Raw genomic sequence first — 17,084 nt, 5'->3', positions numbered from 1 at the left:
ATGAAAATAGTAGACAAAATTTATAATGTAAATAATGAGATCTGGGATATTAGTAAAAATGTAATAATCAATAAAGATAGAAGTCTGGTAAATCTTAGTACAAAAAAAGTATTACCATATGATGACAATATTAAAAGATGTTTCTATAGTAATAATTTTTTATTCTTGTTAAGTGATAAAGAGATCTCTATACTAGATGAAAACCTAAATTTATTAAAACAGATAAATCAAAATGCTGCAGTGAGTATAAGTATTTTTGATAAGGACAACTATGCGGTTTGGTTTGAAAATGAAGAAGAAGATGAATATTTTGATTTATATGTTAATGCTGAATTAATAGGGAAAGGAGATTTTTTTTACGGTAAGTTTTTAAATAAACACTACAGTTACAGGTTAAAAGGTAGGAAAGATTTTCAATATTTTAGATTAACGGATTTACTAGATACAAAAACGTATTTTGAATTTAAATGCGAGCTAGGATACGAGCTAGTTTCAGATTTTTACATGTGGCAAGAGACTTTAGTTTTTATGTATTTTAAAGATTCTGATTTGAAGCTAGAACAGCGAGATATAAAAACAGGTAGCGTGATTTGGAAAACAGATATTAAGGATTCATCGTTTGTTTTCGATGACACAAGAGGTTTAATGGTTAGCATATGGGGTAATAGTAGTAGGTATCCAGAGAGTGAAGACAATTATCAAATTATAGATATAGAAAAACAAACTGTAGAAATAGGAACTCCTCAAAAGAATTTTGATTTTATAAATGTAGAAAGTCATATGGGGTCTGCATTGTATAAAAATAAGCTTTATTTCTCGGAGCATCCTTTTTCTTATGTAAATGAAGAATCAAAACCTGTTTATGTAGGCTGTTTTGATATCGAAACTAAGAAAGTTGATTTTTTGCAGGCAATTCCAGAAATGGCAGGGAGTCAGATAGCCCAAATCGTTTGTAATGACGAAAAATTATATGTAAGAAGCTCTAATGGAGATTTAATAGTTTATGAGATTTAAAATGTTTTTAAAAAAAAATATAGCGTATTGATGGTTAGGTGTTTGTGGGTAAATGCTAACCATAAAATGTTTTATAGTGACAGAAAGGAATATCCTAATTATGGCAACTACGACAAAACAGATTATGTTGAGTTTTTTATTATTGTCAAGAGAGCTAAAAGTGTCTGGTTGGATTAATATAATGCTAAATTTGAAATTCTGAAAATAATAAATTACTAAGAAATGAGACTAAAAAAAAGGATTTACTATTCTTTATTGATAACCCCATTAAATTATTTAATAAAGAAATCTATGTGGCAATTCATGCAGAAAGTAAATTCTCTAGATGAAGGTTTATTTTATTTTATTAAAATAGAATAGATATGTACAGTAATTTAATTAAAATAGAAAAAGTGTCAAATTTCTTTTTAGATAATCAGTTTAGATTGTATTGGAAAGGTGGAGGACTATACCATATAAAGCATAATGATTTATTGGCTAATGTTAATGGTAATATTTTTCAGGCGTTTAAAAAAGATAATTTAATTGTTGTTAATTATTTTTCAAATGAAGATGGTTTGGAAATGCTTTGCGAATTTGAAGTCTGTGAAGATTTCAAATTAAAAAAAATAAAAGAGGAGAAAAAAATTTTAAAAGAAATAGAAAATAATGTAGTCATCGAATTATCATATGATTCATCATTTAATACAATCTTAAATGTTGTGAAATTTGATGGCGAAAAAATTATTGAAAGTATTGTTGATCCCTTTGGGTTTAAACTCTTTGAAACGATATTCGTAAGTTGAGATAAATTGAAGTTGGTGTTGTATGAATTAAAGAAAGGAATAAAACTATTTGAATTTTCATTTTCAAAACTAGTAAATGGCGTTAATGATGAAGAAACAAATGTAGAAGTTGTATCAGTAATAGGAGTTTATAAAAAGGTGCTTTGGATACTAGTCACACATCGTAAAATTATTGGACTAGACGTAGAGCATGGGGCATTATTACATGAATTAGATTTGAGAAAAGAATTAGGATTAGCACCTAATTCAAATGAAGATTTTAGTTTTTCTGTTAAAGATATTCATATAGATAATGAAAAAGGAATTATTAAAAGTTTATCATATAGATATTATTGGGAGCTAAATTTAGACACTTTGAAAATCCAAATCAAAAAAGATTTTGGAGAAAATTCTAAAGAATCGTGGCGAATAAATAGAAGCAAATATTATTCTGGAGATAGAAATCTTTATTTTATCGGTACCAATAAAGGAGAAGTTGTTAATAGGGCAGTTGGTGTTTTTGATACAGAAAAATTTGAAGTTATATGGTTTAAAGCGCCATTAGAAGAAAGGAAGCTTTTGTTCTTCACAGATGTGCCACAGGTCAACAATGAAGTACTAGGGGTTATGGATAGTGAAAATAATTTAAGGGTTTACGAAAAAAATTAAATCTGTTTTCTATTAGCTCAAGCATCTTGCTCATGATAGCAAACAGATATTGATATGTAAATTATAAAAGCTTCTATTGGCGAATAGAAAAAGCAGTTTATACGACATTAATTAAAAATGAAAACTTGCATATGAAAAAAAATATTTTAGCCCTGTTAGTAATATTAATTAGCACATGCAGTTTTGCACAAAAATTAAAAATTGATAAAGGAGAAATAAAACTAGACGATAAGACAATAGGTTTTGTAGAGGGTAAAAAACCGCTTTTTACTATTTTTAGTTTAGATAAAAATTATTCAATTACTGCAGAACTAAAGAAAGCTCCAAGCGAAGAATCTTTAGTATTGCCATGGATTGAACTTAAAGATCTAGCAACAGGAAAAACTAACGAAATAGAATTTAAGAATAAAAGCAGAAAATTCAGTGCCTTTAATTACGACCGCAGTGTTGTCTACGAATTATTGGACAGAGGAATGGTCGGAACAGAGGGTTTAAACAAAGAAGCAATTGAAAGTTTTATAAATGGCGCATCGGCAGGTATAGCCGCAAAACGTTTAGGAATTCAAGATGAAGTAGATAATGCGAATAAAATTGCAGATACCTATCAGTTAGCAATTGATGATTTTGGTACTATTTTTAGCATTAAAGCACAAAATCAAAATATAGACGATAAAAGAATTGGGTTTGTTAGAATGACTTCACCCTCTTCAAATGGAGATTTAAAATATGAGGTTTTAGATCTTGATAATAATTTAATAGGAACATGGTTTGCCAGAGGAGGAATGTTCTCAGGTTATGATAAATTATTAAACCAAGAAGTAATCACATTCAACGGGAAAGTGTTTAAGGCTAGTTTTGAAAATAGAGGAAATCCAGTAGGATATAAAATGAGCCAGGATATAACGGCAATGAATATTGTTAGAGTATTGGTTGGTAATGGCTATACTTTAGGTAGTCAGTTTAATGGAAAATAAAACAATGAATTAAGATATAAAATGATAATAATGAAGAAAAGTATTTTAGTAGCTACAGCATTACAGTTTTTGTTGATTTTAAATAGCTGTTCAGGATCAGACAGTCAGCCTGGAGGGACTCCCGAAGAAAAAGGAGAAATAAAAGCAGACTATATTACAAGTTTCTTTATCAATGATTTTGTTGTTGGTACTGATAATACGCTATATACGATAGGACAAACGCAAGACGAAAAGGGATATGCTATAAGTTTAAAAAAGACTGATCTAGATGGAAAAGAAACCACACTTAAAAATCTTGATCTCGCAACGTATACATATGCAAAACTTGGTTTAACAGAAAACGGAGATGTTCTAATGGTTGCAAAAGGGAATGATAGTCCAGATCAGGATAAAATAATGCGTTTCGAAAATAACTTTTCAGAATTGAACCCATTTTATATCATGAAACCAATAAGTTCTCCATTTGCCAGTAAGATCAATCTTTTTAGCATCTGCAATAATAACGATAATACATATTTTGTTTTTGACTTGAATGCAAGAAACATAAAACGTGTTTTACCAGAATTAAATGGTGATGTTTTTGTTGCTGGCTCAGGTAAAAATGAAATAAAAGATGGAGCGGGGCTAGATGCAAGTTTTGCTGCTGTAACAAAAATCATTAGCTTGAATAGTATTTTATATTTAATTGATCATGTTCAAGATCCGAGTACAGGAATTTACAAAAACTCTGCAATTAGAAAGTTAGAATATGTGAATAATGAGTGGAAGGTAACAACTCTAGTTTCAGCAACAAACGGTGATCATTTTTCTGATATTACTTTTGATACAAAAAATGAGTTATATGTTGTAAATGCAGGAAAAGGAATCTTTAAATTAAATCTTCAAGATAATAGTCTGTCTCTTTTTAAAGATGGAGATTTAAAAGTAAGAGCGGCATCTGGTAGAGGGGTTTTCTCTTCTTTCAAATACACTGAAATGCTTAAGTTTAAAGGGAACGATATTTATTTACTTGTTTCTGGAAACTTAATCAAGATTTCGGACTTCCAAACAAAATTTGCTGCTGCAGAAAAATAATAGATTTTAAAAAAAACACTGCAGGTGTTTTAAATAACCGCAGTGTTTTAAAGTGCTCTAAATGAAAAAAACTTTACTCTTATTCCTACTTATTGTTCTTGCTTCTTGCTATCAAGAAACTGCTATAGCTATAGAAGGTGAATTTACAACTTCGTATGTTGATCAGGATGAATCTATCCCCGTTATTATTAAAATTGATAATAAAATAACGGGTGCAGATACGTATGAATGGACATTTGAGGGAGGGAATCCTTCTGTTTCAAATTCTAAAAATCCAGGAGAGATTTTATACAGTAAGCAGGGAACTTACACCATTAAGCTAATAGCAAAAAATGTAGACGGAGAGAGTAGAGAATTTACTAAAACGGTTGAAATAAAAGATGGTATCAATATTGAGTTTACGCATGAAATTATAAAGAGCAATTACTCTCCAGTTGAGATCATCTTAAAAAATTCTACTATTGGAGAAGGATTGACATTTAAATGGGAATTTCAGGACGGATCACCAGCTTCTTTTACAGGAAAAACTCCGCCAAACGTGGTGTTTACAACTCCAGGGGAGCATACCATAACTTTGACTGTTTCAAATGGTTTTGAATCTGATAAACAGACTAAAACCATAACTGTCGCTCCTTACTTAGTAAGTTCATTTACATATGAGCCAAAATTTGAAGATGATGATTACGAAGCTCCAGTAAGCATTAATTTTACTAATAAATCAGTTAGTGCGACAAGTTATAAATGGAGTTTTGAAGGTGGAAATCCAGCTATTTCGACAGAAGAAAATCCAACAGTTGTTTTTGCAAACGCAGGCACTCACGAAGTGACTTTAGAAGCAATTAACGATAAAACAAGCCAGATTTTTAAATCAACAATTAAAGTTCTTCCTGATACAAACTTGAGGACTTTTACTAATGTTAAATTAGGAATTAACTCGGCACATAATGGCAATAATATTGGTGCAATGTTTTCGACCATTACGCGTAAAGTTTATAAAGCAAACGAAATCGATGACCAGAACAGCGGTCAAATTGATATTGTATTTCAAGGCTTAAACAGCAATTTTACCTATAACAGATTTATCTCTCCAGATCAGGCCAATAACTATGGATTTTTAACATTGAAAAATGCACAGAGCACCATTTTTGTCAATTCTCAAAATTTGTGTAATTGCGGTTTAAATTTTACTGAAGCACAATTTGACAGTATGGTAAATGACATACCAATAAAATCGTTAAATATAAATTATACGGCAGGAGGAGCACAGGAATTTGGTTTTATCTACCCTAGAATCATTTTGTTTAAAACGCAAGACGGCAGAAAAGGAGCTATTAAAATTAAAGAAATGGTAAAGAACGGTACGAGTTCTTATATTTTATGCGATATCAAAGTTCAAAAACAATAACCAGTAAATGAAGATAGAAAATAGTAAAATCTTATTTTGGTTATGTATTGTTTTTGCCTGTTGTTTTTGCAGGAAAGGATATGCACAGGATGTAGATTTGGAGAATTTTTATAAACCTAATTTTAAGGTAACGGGTAATATTAATGCCAATATGATGTATTACAACTCTAATATGGAAAATTCGCGTGAACCTTTCACGTACCTATTTTCTGGTAGTTTGAACATCAGCGCTTTCAATTTTAATGTTCCGTTATTTTATAGCTTCACCAATCAAGGAAATAATTTGGGCTACACAGCACCATTTGATTTTAATAGATTGAGCATTATGCCTAAATACAAATGGGTAAAAGCTTATATCGGAAATGTAAATATGACATTTTCGCCTTACACGTTAAGCGGTTATCCTTTTAAAGGTGTTGGATTAGAACTCACGCCCAATAGTCCGTTTAAAATTGCCTTAATGGGCGGACAGTTGCTCAAAGCCGTTTCAGAAGAAAACGCTTCAGGAGGAATTCCTGTATATCAGCGTTTTGGTTACGGCGCAAAAGTGGGTTTTGAGAAAGCACAGTATAAATTGGGCTGGATTGGTTTTTATGCCAAAGACGATGCCAACTCATTAAATATGACGACTGATAAAGGAGTTACGCCAAAAGAAAACTTTGTAAACAGTTTGATTTTTAGTACTTCGGTAGTTAAAAACTTAAATTTAAATGTCGAGTACGCTTTGTCTGTGTTGACAGATGATACGAGAAGTGAAAGAATTTCTGGCGGAGGTTTTAGAGATAAAATATTTTCTAGCAAAGAAAGTACAAGTTATATGAACGCCTTCAACGTTAATTTTGATTATAATATTCAAAAAAGTACTGTTGGACTAACCTACGAACGTATTGATCCCAATTATAGTACTCTTGGGGCATTATATTTTAATAATGATTTAGAAAATATCGCATTGCGTTTCGCAAGACCTTTTTATCATGACAAAATTACGGTTTCAACCAGTTTAGGATTTCAAAAAGATGATTTGGATAAAGTAAAAAAGCAAAACACAAAGCGTGTGGTTGGCTCTATTAATATGAATTATAGAGTTACAGACCAAATAAACATTACAGGCAGCTACTCTAACTTTTCTACTTATACGAACAAAAAATTAGATCAGTTCGAGCTTATAAACAATCCTAACGTTGTTCAAGCAGATACTCTGGATTACAAGCAATTATCGCAGAATGCCAATGTAAATATGTCCTATGCTTTCGGAAAGAAAAGAAATCAAAATTTAAATTTCAATTATAGCATTGCGGGTCAGGCAAATGAGCAAGGCGGAATAATACGCAAAGGACAGGCTAGCACTGTTCAGAATTATAACTTAGCGCATACGGTTAGTTTTCTTGCCACAAAAGTTGCTTTAAACAGTTCGCTTAATTATACAAATAACCAAGTTAGTCGAAATAATAATTCTTCAATGGGAGCTTCAGTCGGGGCTTCGAAAAAATTATTTAAAGACAAGTTAAATACCAATCTTGGTTTTTTGTATAATAATTCGCAAGGAAATATGAATTCAAGTTCTGTCTTTGGAGTTAAATTCAATAACAGTTACGTAATGCTCGAAAGGCATAATTTCAGTTTGAACATTATTTCGATGTTTAGAAGCAGTACAAATACTCAGAAATTTAACGATTTAACAGCAACTTTAAATTACTCTTGCTCACTTGACAAGATTAAACTGCCAGCTAAAAAAGAGCCTAAAAAAGAAAAAGAAGAGGTTTTGAATCCTATCTTAAAAATAAATCATAAAGACAAGACTTACGAAGGAACGAGGGATGAAATTATAAAGCAACTTCAAGACATGCAGTTGGCACTTCGCCCAATGCCTAAAGAAGATGTTGACGAGCTGCAGCATTTGCTGACACTTACCACTTTGACTCCTGATGACGATAGCTTCAAAGAAAAAGCTTTAAACTATCTTAAAGCGTATGATGCAAATAATGATATCTTAAATAAATACGATAGTTACATTCTTGAAACAGCCAAAAGTTTAAAAGAAGAAATGATCAGAAAAGATGAAGGATATGAGAATGATTATGTAATGGCTTTGGGAAGGGTAAACAAACATAAAATGCATGGTGTAAGTGAGCAAGATGTAACAGATAAGGTGAGTTATAATTCTTATTTAAAACTTGTTGATCGAAAAAACAAAAAGTTGCAACCTTTATTGGTGCATCGATGGATGTATAATGAAATTGCAATACTCTCAAATACACCAGTAGATCAGATTTCTAAAAATGAAAATCTTTCTGCTTTTAATAAAGAAGAACTGGGAGATTTCTTTAAGATGATGAAAGAGAAGAAAACTGATGCGGCAGTAATTGAAGAAATAAAGATCAAATTAATTCCATTCTACCATGATTTAGCGCTTAAAAATGTAAAAGGTGATGAAGTTGATTTTAAGTTTTTAAAGAATAATTAATTGTCAAAACTAAATAAGCTTTAAAGAAGCGCATTAATATAAAAGAAATTAGCATGCTTTATTTTTCAAAAAAACAGAATAATTTGCTTATGAAAAAGAATTACAAGATATATTTTGCCACCTTACTGACTATGCTTTCGGTTGTGTTTTCTTATGGACAGGACATTGCGCCTCCAAAAGAACTAAGCGCCGCTTCGAGTTCTATCGAAAAAATTGAAGCCTCTGATCGTTGGGTAGATAAATTCTCAAATCAGGATTTGGTAGAACTGCCAATAGGTATTCGTAATACAGTAAACAATATTCAATATTCTATAGGGATTACAAAGGCTACTTTTGCGCCAGAATTTACTACGCTGACTGTTTTTTGCAGGGTTGATATTCCTCAGAAAGATAAAAATGGACAACCTATGCAACTTTTCTTTGGTGCTGATAATGTAAAATTATCACATCAAGGAGGTATTATTGGTGAGGCGAAATTAGTATTGCTTGGTAATGTCGATATTCCTTTTAATGAAAATAAATGGCAGCTATCTTTATATGGCGGTTTCGATATGGCAACCGGAAATGTAAATGATTTGACCTATGTAAAGATTGATTGTGACGGCTTTAAAGAGATGAAAATTTCTGGAGCAGTTGAGTTTTCGAGGAATCTAATTTTGCCAATAGATCCATTGACAAAGACTGTGGATGAAGCAAAAACAACAATCCCTAAAACGTATTATAATGGAAAGACCGTTCAAATTCCAAATAGAGTTAGAGGAGAATTTAGTTTTACAGCAGGAAGCTGGAATGATATTCTGCTGAATGTAAGCTTACAGCCATTTGTATTGAAAGATAAACGAAATGGAAAAGATTTTGACGGTAATTTTCAGTTTCTGGTAAATAATGCTGTTTTAGATTTGAGCGACTTGAAAAACGATCCAGTAGTTGTTTTTCCAGAATATTATGCAAAAAATGCACTTTTGGTTCCAAGTCAGGAAGCTTGGAAAGGAGTTTTTGTTCAGACATTTGATGTTGGCCTACCAAAAGAATTTCAAACCACAGATACTGCATCGAGTAAAGAAAGGCTTCATGTAGGAGCGCAAAACCTTATTATAGATAAATTTGGTGTTTCGGGAACCTTTTATGCAGATAATGTTTTTCCTTTAGATCGAGGAATAACGAGTCAGGAAAAATCATGGGCCTACTCGTTAGATCATATTGATGTTACCATTGCGGCCAACACTTTTGTAAAAGCGAATTTAAAAGGACAAATCCTTTTGCCAATTAGTAAAGCTTCGCCAGAGAAAAAAGAAACGGTTTCTAGTCCAGCAGCAAACACGCCAGCAGATCCTGCATCAAATACTTCAGGAAATGTTCCGTCTAAACCGAAACAGACTAATCGAGCTGGTTTGGAGTACAACGGATTTATTTCGATGGAAGAACAGCAATTAGTTGTTATTACAAAAGATTCTATTGCTTTTGATATATGGAAAGCAAAAGCATTACTGTTGCCAAATAGTTCTGTAGAATTAAAATTGGTCAACGGACGATTTTTACCCAAAGCAAATCTTAACGGTTCGGTTTCTTTTGGAACAAATAAAGGAGCTACAGATGATAAAGATGTAGAGGGAAAACGCACCGTAGATTTTAAAGGAATTACTTTTGAGAATCTTCAGTTGCAAACCGTTTCTCCTATTATTTCTGTTCGAAATATGGGTTACAAAGGCACAGTTGGTTTTGCTAATTTTCCTGTTTCTATCGGTAATATAAATGTTGCCATTAATGGAGATGATTCCCGAATTGATTTTGATTTAGGAATTAATTTAATGGAAAGCATTGGAGCAGGTGCGACGGCAAGAATTGGGATAAAAGGTAAGATGTATGACGATGGATATAGGCAAAGAAGCCGATATGCTGGTCTAGACCTTTCTGCCATTAATATAGATTGTAAGTTTAGCGGATTAACTATAAAAGGAGGCCTTATTCTAATGGAAAAAGATCCTGTTTATGGAGATGGTTTTAATGCAGATGTTGAAGTCGACGTTGTTAATATTGTCAATGTAAAAGCAAAAGCAATTTTTGGGCGTACTACTTTTAGATACTGGTATTTTGATGGAGCTGTGAAGTTTCCTCCAACACCTGGTGTTCCTTTTATGATTACAGGCTTTGGTGGTGGAGCGTATTATAAAATGCATAGAAATCAAGATATAGCTATTGGTGAATTTTCTCCTTCAGGATTAAGTTATACACCAGACGAAAAAATAAGTTTAGGAATTAAAGCTCTAATTTATTTTCACGTAGGATCAGAAACAATATGCGATGGTGAAGCTGGATTCGAAATGGCATTTAACTCAAAAGGAGGAATAAATAGACTGGCCATTTTTGGTAAAGCTAATGTTATGGCGAAAATACCGGGGCTTAAAAATGTTACCGATTTAATGGGAAAAGTAGCATCAAACGTTACTGCTAAGAAAAGCTTTTTAGGAATTACAGATAGCGATCTTAAAGGTTCTTTTGCGAGCAAATATATTCCAGAAGCAAAAGAAGCAATTCCAGGTGACTTATCGGCTGCAGTTGGAATTAAAATGGCAGCTGCTATAGAATTTGATTTTGAAAACAATTCCATGCATGCTACAACAGATGTTTATATTAATACGCCTGGAAATTTCCTTTCAGGAACAGGGCCAGGAGGGAGAGCTGTTTGGGGAGTTTTCCACAAAGACCCTAAAGATTGGTACATGTATATGGGGACACCGGATGACCGATGTGGAGTGAAAATCGGAGTAGCAGGAATGTTCTTAAAAACTACAAGTTATTTTATGGCAGGAACGGTGCTTCCGGGGAGCCCGCCACCGCCGCCTCAGGTTGCTAGTATTCTAGGTGTCGATTATAAAGAACTTGATTACATGCGTGACGAGAATGCATTGGCAAATGGAGGAGGCCTTGCCTTTGGAGCAAGTTTAGATTTTGACACAGGAGACTTAAGTTTTCTACTTTTTTATGCGCGTTTTCAGGCTGGAATGGGATTCGATATTATGCTTAAAGATTATCAAGAAGCAAGATGTTCTAATACTGGAGATCGTGTAGGTATAAACGGTTGGTATGCTAATGGACAATCTTATGCCTATTTGCAAGGAGAACTTGGAATTAGAGTTAAATTGTCATTCTTAAAATTTAAAGTCCCAATTATTTCTGGAGGAGCCGCAGTTTTATTACAGGCAAAATTGCCAAACCCGGTTTGGATGCGAGGATATATGGCAGGAAATATGAACATACTGGGAGGATTGATAAAAGGAAAATTCCGCTTTAAATTTGAGCTGGGAGAAGAATGTCAATTTGAAAATGCATCGCCGCTTGGAGGCATCAAGCTGATAACGGATGTAACACCAAAACAAAGTTCAACAGATGTAGATGTCTTTGCCATTCCGCAAGCCGCATTTTCTATGAAAGTTAATGAAGCCTTCGTAATACCTGAAGACACGGGAGATGTTACTTACAAAGTAATTTTAGAAAAGTTTAAAGTATTTGATGGAACAAAAGAAATTCCAGGAACCTTTGAGTGGAGTACGATGAAAGACCGTGTTAATTTTGTTTCAACAGATATCCTTCCTCCACATAAAGAATTAAAGGTTCAAGTTGAGGTTAGTTTCCAGAAAATGGTAAATGGTTATTTCCAACCTATAAAAGTGGACGGAAAAGTAGCCACAGAATTTGAAGAGAGAATATTTACAACGGGAGGAGCTCCAAACCATATTCCGCTTACCAATATAAAATATTCATATCCGATTGTAGATCAGAAATATTTCCTTGAAGAAGAATATCCAAAAGGATATATACAACTTAAACGTGGTCAGGATTATCTGTTCGAAGATTCAAACTGGGAAACCAGTATAAAAATGGATCAGGATGGAACTTCAAATTCAAAAGCTGTAGCATTTAATTATGATACAAGTTCAAACGAAGTGTATTATAATTTGCCAAATATCGATCAGGAAAAGAAATATAATTTTTCAATTGTGAGTAATTTGAAGCAGAATGCATCTACCAGAGGAACTACAGCTGAAAAAAGCAATACAATTAACGATCAAGGTAATGATATACAAATAAGAGAAAATCAAGCCGATGCCTTATCTAAAGCAGAGGGAAGCATTGATCGTTTAAGCTATTCGTTCAACACTAGTAAGTATAAGACTTTTGCATCTAAGATGAATGCAATCAGTACCCAAAGCTATAACTTTGGAGTTCTATATTCAGATGTGATTTATTTGACCAATACTATTTCTAGCCAAGAAGCTTTTGATATAGTTGAGCTTAGTGGAGTAGTATATAGCGATAGTAAGGCCATAATATCAGCAGAATCTAAATTGAACGATCAATATTACACAACAGATATCTATCCTTATTTATACAAGGATTATCCTTTAAACGGAACTTTCTCGATAAACAATAGAGATACCAGCGAGTTGGGAGTTGTTCCTGCCAAAGCAATACCGCTTAACGCGTATTATATGACTAGTATTGAAAATGATGTTAATCAATCATGGACAAAAGGTAATTTTCCATTCAAGTATAATATGCCGTTAATTTATAAGCAGGATTGGGTTGATTTAAGTAACCAGATTGTCAATTCATATATTAATGGCGAACCAGGCGTTGAAGCACTTGCGCAAAAGTTTATAAATAGCAATTTCCAATTCATGCGATATGGGAATTATGAAATACTAATGAAATACAATTTGCCAGGAAATAAACAGTCAAATGAGTTTGTTTATAAGTATAAAAACAATAATAATTTTAGATAAAAAAAAATTAGAATTTATATACAAAACTTGTAGATAATTGAAACCCCATAAGATTCTCAAATGGGGTTTTGTTTTGTTTTAAATATTCCGATTCAGATCGGTTCCAGATTAACCTTCTCCAAAATTTTTACGATTAAATTCATCTTTACCTTCAAATTCTTCGCCATAATCAGGTTCTACATTATCGCTTATGTAATGATATGCTGGCGCAGCGTCAATGTCGATTCATTTCGGGTTTCATCATCTTGAAAATATTGGTCTTCCAGTTGGTTAGTTTAGTTCTCTTTGTAAATATAAAAAAGCATATTATTTTGTAAATTTTTGTCTTAATGATTTGTTTTTGTGTCTTACTGTTGCGGGCACGGATTGCAAGTCCGCGCTAACGATCGATAAAACAATAAAAAAAGAAAAAGATTCCTTAAAATATCAGGAATCTTTTTTCATTTAAAAATTACTTCAACAAAATGTCTTTTATAAGTTTAGTCAGCTCATCAGATTTTGATGTAAATGGACTATGCCCAGAATTGATGGTATAAATATTTGTAATGCCTGCATCTTTAGCCATTTTCTGCTGAAAATTATAAGTTATCATATTGTCTGCTGTCGTAAAGATGTAATATTTTTTTCCTCCTGCATTATAATTTTCTGTTCTATAGTTTAAAGGCGTTCCAAGCGGAATTGTCGGCTCTGCTTTGTATTTTGAAACAAGAAATTGCTTTTGGGCATCTGTGGCATCTTGCGCAAATATTTTTGGAAGATTAACTTCTGGATTTACAATTCCTGCTAAAGTCTGATCATCGGATAATTTTAATGATGGAGGTAAAAGTGAAGCCGTATCCATTTGAGAATAATCTAAAACGCTTTTTCCGCTTTGCGGAATAAAACCAGCGACATAAATTAGTTTTTTGATTTTTTGGGGAACTTCTGAAGCACTGCATTAAAGATTTCTTTAATTCTTTTGATCCAATTTCGTTTTGAATTTGTTGGTCAAAAGCCTTTTGCATAATTTTACATGCTATGTATGAAATATTCCAAAAATATCTTGACGAAAAAGCTGAACTGACCCAGGCCGAATCAGAACGTATACAATCATTTGCTATTATTAAAAAACTTCGCAAAAGACAGTATTTACTCCAAGAGGGAGATGTCTGGAAATACGATGCGTTTATAACGCAAGGCTGCGTAAGAACCTATACTGTTGATGAAAAAGGTGGTGAACATGTAAATAGTTTTAGTATTGAAAATTGGTGGACAGGCGATCGTGAAAGTTTAATGTTACAGCAGCCGTCTCGTTTTAATATTGATGCTATTGAAGATACTGAGCTAATACTTTTTACCCATGAAAATTTTGAGTTGCTGTGCAAAGAAATTCCAGGGTTTAATAATATGGTCAATGCTATTCTGCAAAGAAGTTTTATTGCTGCTCAAAACAGAATTCAGGCTTCACTGGCGCTAACTGCTGAAGAGAAATATTTAAACTTCGTAAATAAATATCCAAGTTTTGCTTCAAGGATTCCGCAAACTATGATAGCCTCATATTTGGGCATGACACCAGAAACACTAAGCCGTATTCGGAAACAGACGGCAAAGAAATAATACATAAGGAGCTTTAAAAGCTCCTTTTTTTATGTCCACTTTCAAACTCTTGATCTATATCAAGTTTTTACTTATTTCTAATCAATGTACAGGATTTGCTTTAGACGCAACTTTGTAATGTTCAAAAGAAACAAACATTATAAACATTTAAAAAATAGAAATCATGTCAAAAACAATTTTCATTACAGGAACAAGTACAGGCTTTGGAAAATTAACAGCTGTAACATTGGCAAATGCAGGTCATTCAGTAATTGCAGGAATGCGTAACACAAATGATAAAAATGCCGCTGCCGCGAAAGAACTTCAAGCAATAGAAAATATTGAAGTAGTAGATATTGATGTTACAGATGATGCATCAGTTAGAAATGCAGTCGAAAAAGTAATCATTAAATACGGAAAAATTGATGTTCTAATCAATAACGCGGCAGTAAGCGGTTTTGGTCTGCTTGAAGGCTATTCTGTTGATCAAGTTCGTAAAATGTTCGATGTAAACGTCTATAGCGTGCTTCGTATGTATCAGGCAGTGCTTCCTTCTATGAGAAAAGAAAAAAACGGTCTGGTTATTAATATTACAACTGGAGCAAGCGGACATACACTTCCTTTTATGATTCCGTACATCGCATCAAAATTGGTAGTAGAAAGCTTTACAGAAGGATTGCAAGATGAACTTGCAGATTACGGAATTGAAAATGTGAGTATTCAGCCTGGAGTTTATCCAACTGAAATGAATAACGGATCGAAAGCTGGTATTCATGCTGATAAAATAGCAATTATTGAAGAATACGGTGATGCAGCAACTGAAAAATTCAATGCATTAGGTACAGCACTATTTGGTAAAATGGCTCAGTTTGATATGAATCCACAAACAATAGCGGATGGTATTCTGGAATTGGTAAACATGAAAAAAGGGGAGAGACCGCTTCGTTTTCCTCTTGATGCCATTGCTCAAGGAACCGACAAAGAATTTATAGAAGCCCGCGCCAATATTAAAGCAAAATGGGTAGCAGCTTACACTAATTAATTCCCCATTTTAAATGAAATTAAGAATAATAAACATACATACAGTCATGAAAACAAATCATAAAAAATCAAATAAAAAAGTACAAACTTCTGCGGCAGCGATGCTTAATTTTCTAATACTATTTTCCGCTTCAGATAAAACAGCAGCACAAAACAATGCAGGAATTGTGGGAATTGATCATGTCGGAATCAATGTTCCCGATCTTAATAAAGCCGTTACATTTTTTAGTGATGTGCTTGGTTTTACACCCGTAACGCAATTGGGTCCAATTCCGCTTGACGCTGATTGGAAAAAACTAAACCATATTAATCCTAATACAGGAGACGTTACCATAAAAATGATCAATGCAGGAAATGGAGCAAGTATTGAAGTGTTTGAATATGCCGACAATAAAGGAAGTAAAACATATCCGAATACAGATGACATTGGAGCATCTCACATTGCTTTTTATGTAAATGATATTCATGTAGCGGTCGAATATTTAAAAAGTAAAGGCGTAAAAATATTAGGAGAACCTTTTACAACGCCTTCTGGCGACACAGCAGGCGAGTCTTGGGTTTATTTTGAAACACCTTGGGGTTCTAAAATGGAGTTGGTTTCGTATCCAAACGGAAAAGGATATGAGAAAACACACCCCAAAACAGTCTTATGGTCTCCGAAAAATAAAGCGATCAAAAAAACTGCAGATGATTTCGATCCTAAAAAGAACACATTGATAGTAGAAAATCATCTAAAAATCTGGAATGAAAAAGACGAAGCAAAACGTAAAGTTTTATTGAATCAAATTTACGCTACTGATGTAGAAATGGTAGATCGTCATTTTATTGCTGAAGGATTTGAAGATATCAGTAAATTTATTGTAGAGCTTCAGACTAAAAATCCTGATTTTAGGTTTTCAGCCAAATCTATTGAAACCAATCATAATATTGTGCGATTATATTGGCAATTTGGTTCAAAATCAAAACCATCGGTGGTTAGCGGCATGGATTTGTTTGTGATTGAAAACAATAAAGTTCAAAAGCTATATGTCTTTTTAGATCAAAAGGAATAATGCTGACTCGTTTTAAAAAATTACAAAAGCCAGAAATTATTTTTCTGGCTTTTGTAATTATATATAATAGTTTTGACTTCTATTGCAGATATTTGAAAATATTGAGTAAGTCAATTTGAAAGCAATTTCTAATAATTAATTTATCTTGAGTATTTATTTTGGCACATCAATAAAAACAATAACTAACAGCTTTGTCAAGGGAAAATAAAAACTATTAGTATATGTGGGAATAATCTTTGTTTTTAAATTGAATTTAAAAAAATGTAAT

At 32.8% G+C, this 17,084-nt stretch carries 12 protein-coding genes; 11 read left to right on the top strand and 1 reads right to left on the bottom strand.

Going from position 1 to position 17,084, the window contains the following annotated elements; translation table 11 throughout:
* From ACNRYB_RS19735 to ACNRYB_RS19700, 8 genes are all read left to right on the top strand, one after another.
* Positions 1-1,014 carry a hypothetical protein gene (locus ACNRYB_RS19735; RefSeq protein ID WP_473728445.1) on the top strand — a complete coding sequence of 338 codons (1,014 nt, stop codon included), beginning with the start codon at positions 1-3 and terminating at the stop codon, positions 1,012-1,014.
* A gap of 362 nt (positions 1,015-1,376) precedes the next feature.
* On the top strand, positions 1,377-1,799 hold the full coding sequence (locus tag ACNRYB_RS19730) for a hypothetical protein (RefSeq protein WP_473728444.1): 423 nt from the start codon (positions 1,377-1,379) through the stop codon (positions 1,797-1,799).
* Positions 1,800-1,817: 18 nt separating this feature from the next.
* Positions 1,818-2,447 (top strand): hypothetical protein, encoded by a 630-nt coding sequence (locus ACNRYB_RS19725; RefSeq protein WP_473728443.1) that lies wholly within the window; start codon positions 1,818-1,820, stop codon positions 2,445-2,447.
* Positions 2,448-2,578: 131 nt separating this feature from the next.
* Positions 2,579-3,421, top strand: a complete 843-nt coding sequence (locus ACNRYB_RS19720) for a hypothetical protein (protein ID WP_473728442.1) — start codon at positions 2,579-2,581, stop codon at positions 3,419-3,421.
* A 30-nt stretch (positions 3,422-3,451) separates the two neighbouring features.
* Positions 3,452-4,495, top strand: a complete 1,044-nt coding sequence (locus tag ACNRYB_RS19715; RefSeq protein WP_473728441.1) for a hypothetical protein — start codon at positions 3,452-3,454, stop codon at positions 4,493-4,495.
* Positions 4,496-4,556: 61 nt separating this feature from the next.
* A complete protein-coding gene (locus tag ACNRYB_RS19710; protein WP_473728440.1) occupies positions 4,557-5,900 on the top strand; it encodes a PKD domain-containing protein in 1,344 nt (447 codons plus the stop codon).
* 7 nt (positions 5,901-5,907) lie between these two features.
* Positions 5,908-8,364: a hypothetical protein gene (locus ACNRYB_RS19705; RefSeq protein WP_473728439.1), complete on the top strand. Its 2,457-nt coding sequence runs from the start codon at positions 5,908-5,910 to the stop codon at positions 8,362-8,364.
* 89 nt (positions 8,365-8,453) lie between these two features.
* Positions 8,454-13,148, top strand: coding sequence for a hypothetical protein (locus tag ACNRYB_RS19700; RefSeq protein WP_473728438.1), 4,695 nt, complete (start codon positions 8,454-8,456; stop codon positions 13,146-13,148).
* 451 nt (positions 13,149-13,599) lie between these two features.
* Here the strand turns inward: ACNRYB_RS19700 and ACNRYB_RS19695 are convergent, their stop codons facing one another.
* Positions 13,600-13,989 (bottom strand): hypothetical protein, encoded by a 390-nt coding sequence (locus ACNRYB_RS19695; protein ID WP_473728437.1) that lies wholly within the window; start codon positions 13,987-13,989, stop codon positions 13,600-13,602.
* A gap of 176 nt (positions 13,990-14,165) precedes the next feature.
* Here ACNRYB_RS19695 and ACNRYB_RS19690 point away from each other — a divergent pair, with 176 nt between their 5' ends.
* The 3 genes from ACNRYB_RS19690 (at position 14,166) to ACNRYB_RS19680 (ending at position 16,816) form a co-directional block, all read left to right on the top strand.
* Positions 14,166-14,744 carry a Crp/Fnr family transcriptional regulator gene (locus ACNRYB_RS19690; RefSeq protein WP_473728436.1) on the top strand — a complete coding sequence of 193 codons (579 nt, stop codon included), beginning with the start codon at positions 14,166-14,168 and terminating at the stop codon, positions 14,742-14,744.
* A 163-nt stretch (positions 14,745-14,907) separates the two neighbouring features.
* Positions 14,908-15,765, top strand: coding sequence for an SDR family oxidoreductase (locus ACNRYB_RS19685; protein WP_473728435.1), 858 nt, complete (start codon positions 14,908-14,910; stop codon positions 15,763-15,765).
* A 46-nt stretch (positions 15,766-15,811) separates the two neighbouring features.
* Positions 15,812-16,816 (top strand): VOC family protein, encoded by a 1,005-nt coding sequence (locus ACNRYB_RS19680; protein ID WP_473728434.1) that lies wholly within the window; start codon positions 15,812-15,814, stop codon positions 16,814-16,816.
* Positions 16,817-17,084 lie beyond the last annotated feature (268 nt).

Source organism: Flavobacterium sp. CR10 (genome assembly GCF_055814415.1).
Note: the sequence above shows the minus strand (reverse complement) of the source record. Positions and strands in the feature narration are given on the sequence as shown.

Bases quoted from the DNA above. Each gene is read 5' to 3' on its own strand.
- ACNRYB_RS19695 (WP_473728437.1), bottom strand. From the start codon at position 13,989: ATGGATACGGCTTCACTTTTACCTCCATCATTAAAATTATCCGATGAT.
- ACNRYB_RS19685 (WP_473728435.1), top strand. From the start codon at position 14,908: ATGTCAAAAACAATTTTCATTACAGGAACAAGTACAGGCTTTGGAAAA.
- ACNRYB_RS19700 (WP_473728438.1), top strand. From the start codon at position 8,454: ATGAAAAAGAATTACAAGATATATTTTGCCACCTTACTGACTATGCTT.
- ACNRYB_RS19680 (WP_473728434.1), top strand. From the start codon at position 15,812: ATGAAAACAAATCATAAAAAATCAAATAAAAAAGTACAAACTTCTGCG.
- ACNRYB_RS19735 (WP_473728445.1), top strand. From the start codon at position 1: ATGAAAATAGTAGACAAAATTTATAATGTAAATAATGAGATCTGGGAT.
- ACNRYB_RS19690 (WP_473728436.1), top strand. From the start codon at position 14,166: ATGTATGAAATATTCCAAAAATATCTTGACGAAAAAGCTGAACTGACC.
- ACNRYB_RS19715 (WP_473728441.1), top strand. From the start codon at position 3,452: ATGAAGAAAAGTATTTTAGTAGCTACAGCATTACAGTTTTTGTTGATT.
- ACNRYB_RS19720 (WP_473728442.1), top strand. From the start codon at position 2,579: ATGAAAAAAAATATTTTAGCCCTGTTAGTAATATTAATTAGCACATGC.
- ACNRYB_RS19730 (WP_473728444.1), top strand. From the start codon at position 1,377: ATGTACAGTAATTTAATTAAAATAGAAAAAGTGTCAAATTTCTTTTTA.
- ACNRYB_RS19710 (WP_473728440.1), top strand. From the start codon at position 4,557: ATGAAAAAAACTTTACTCTTATTCCTACTTATTGTTCTTGCTTCTTGC.
- ACNRYB_RS19705 (WP_473728439.1), top strand. From the start codon at position 5,908: ATGAAGATAGAAAATAGTAAAATCTTATTTTGGTTATGTATTGTTTTT.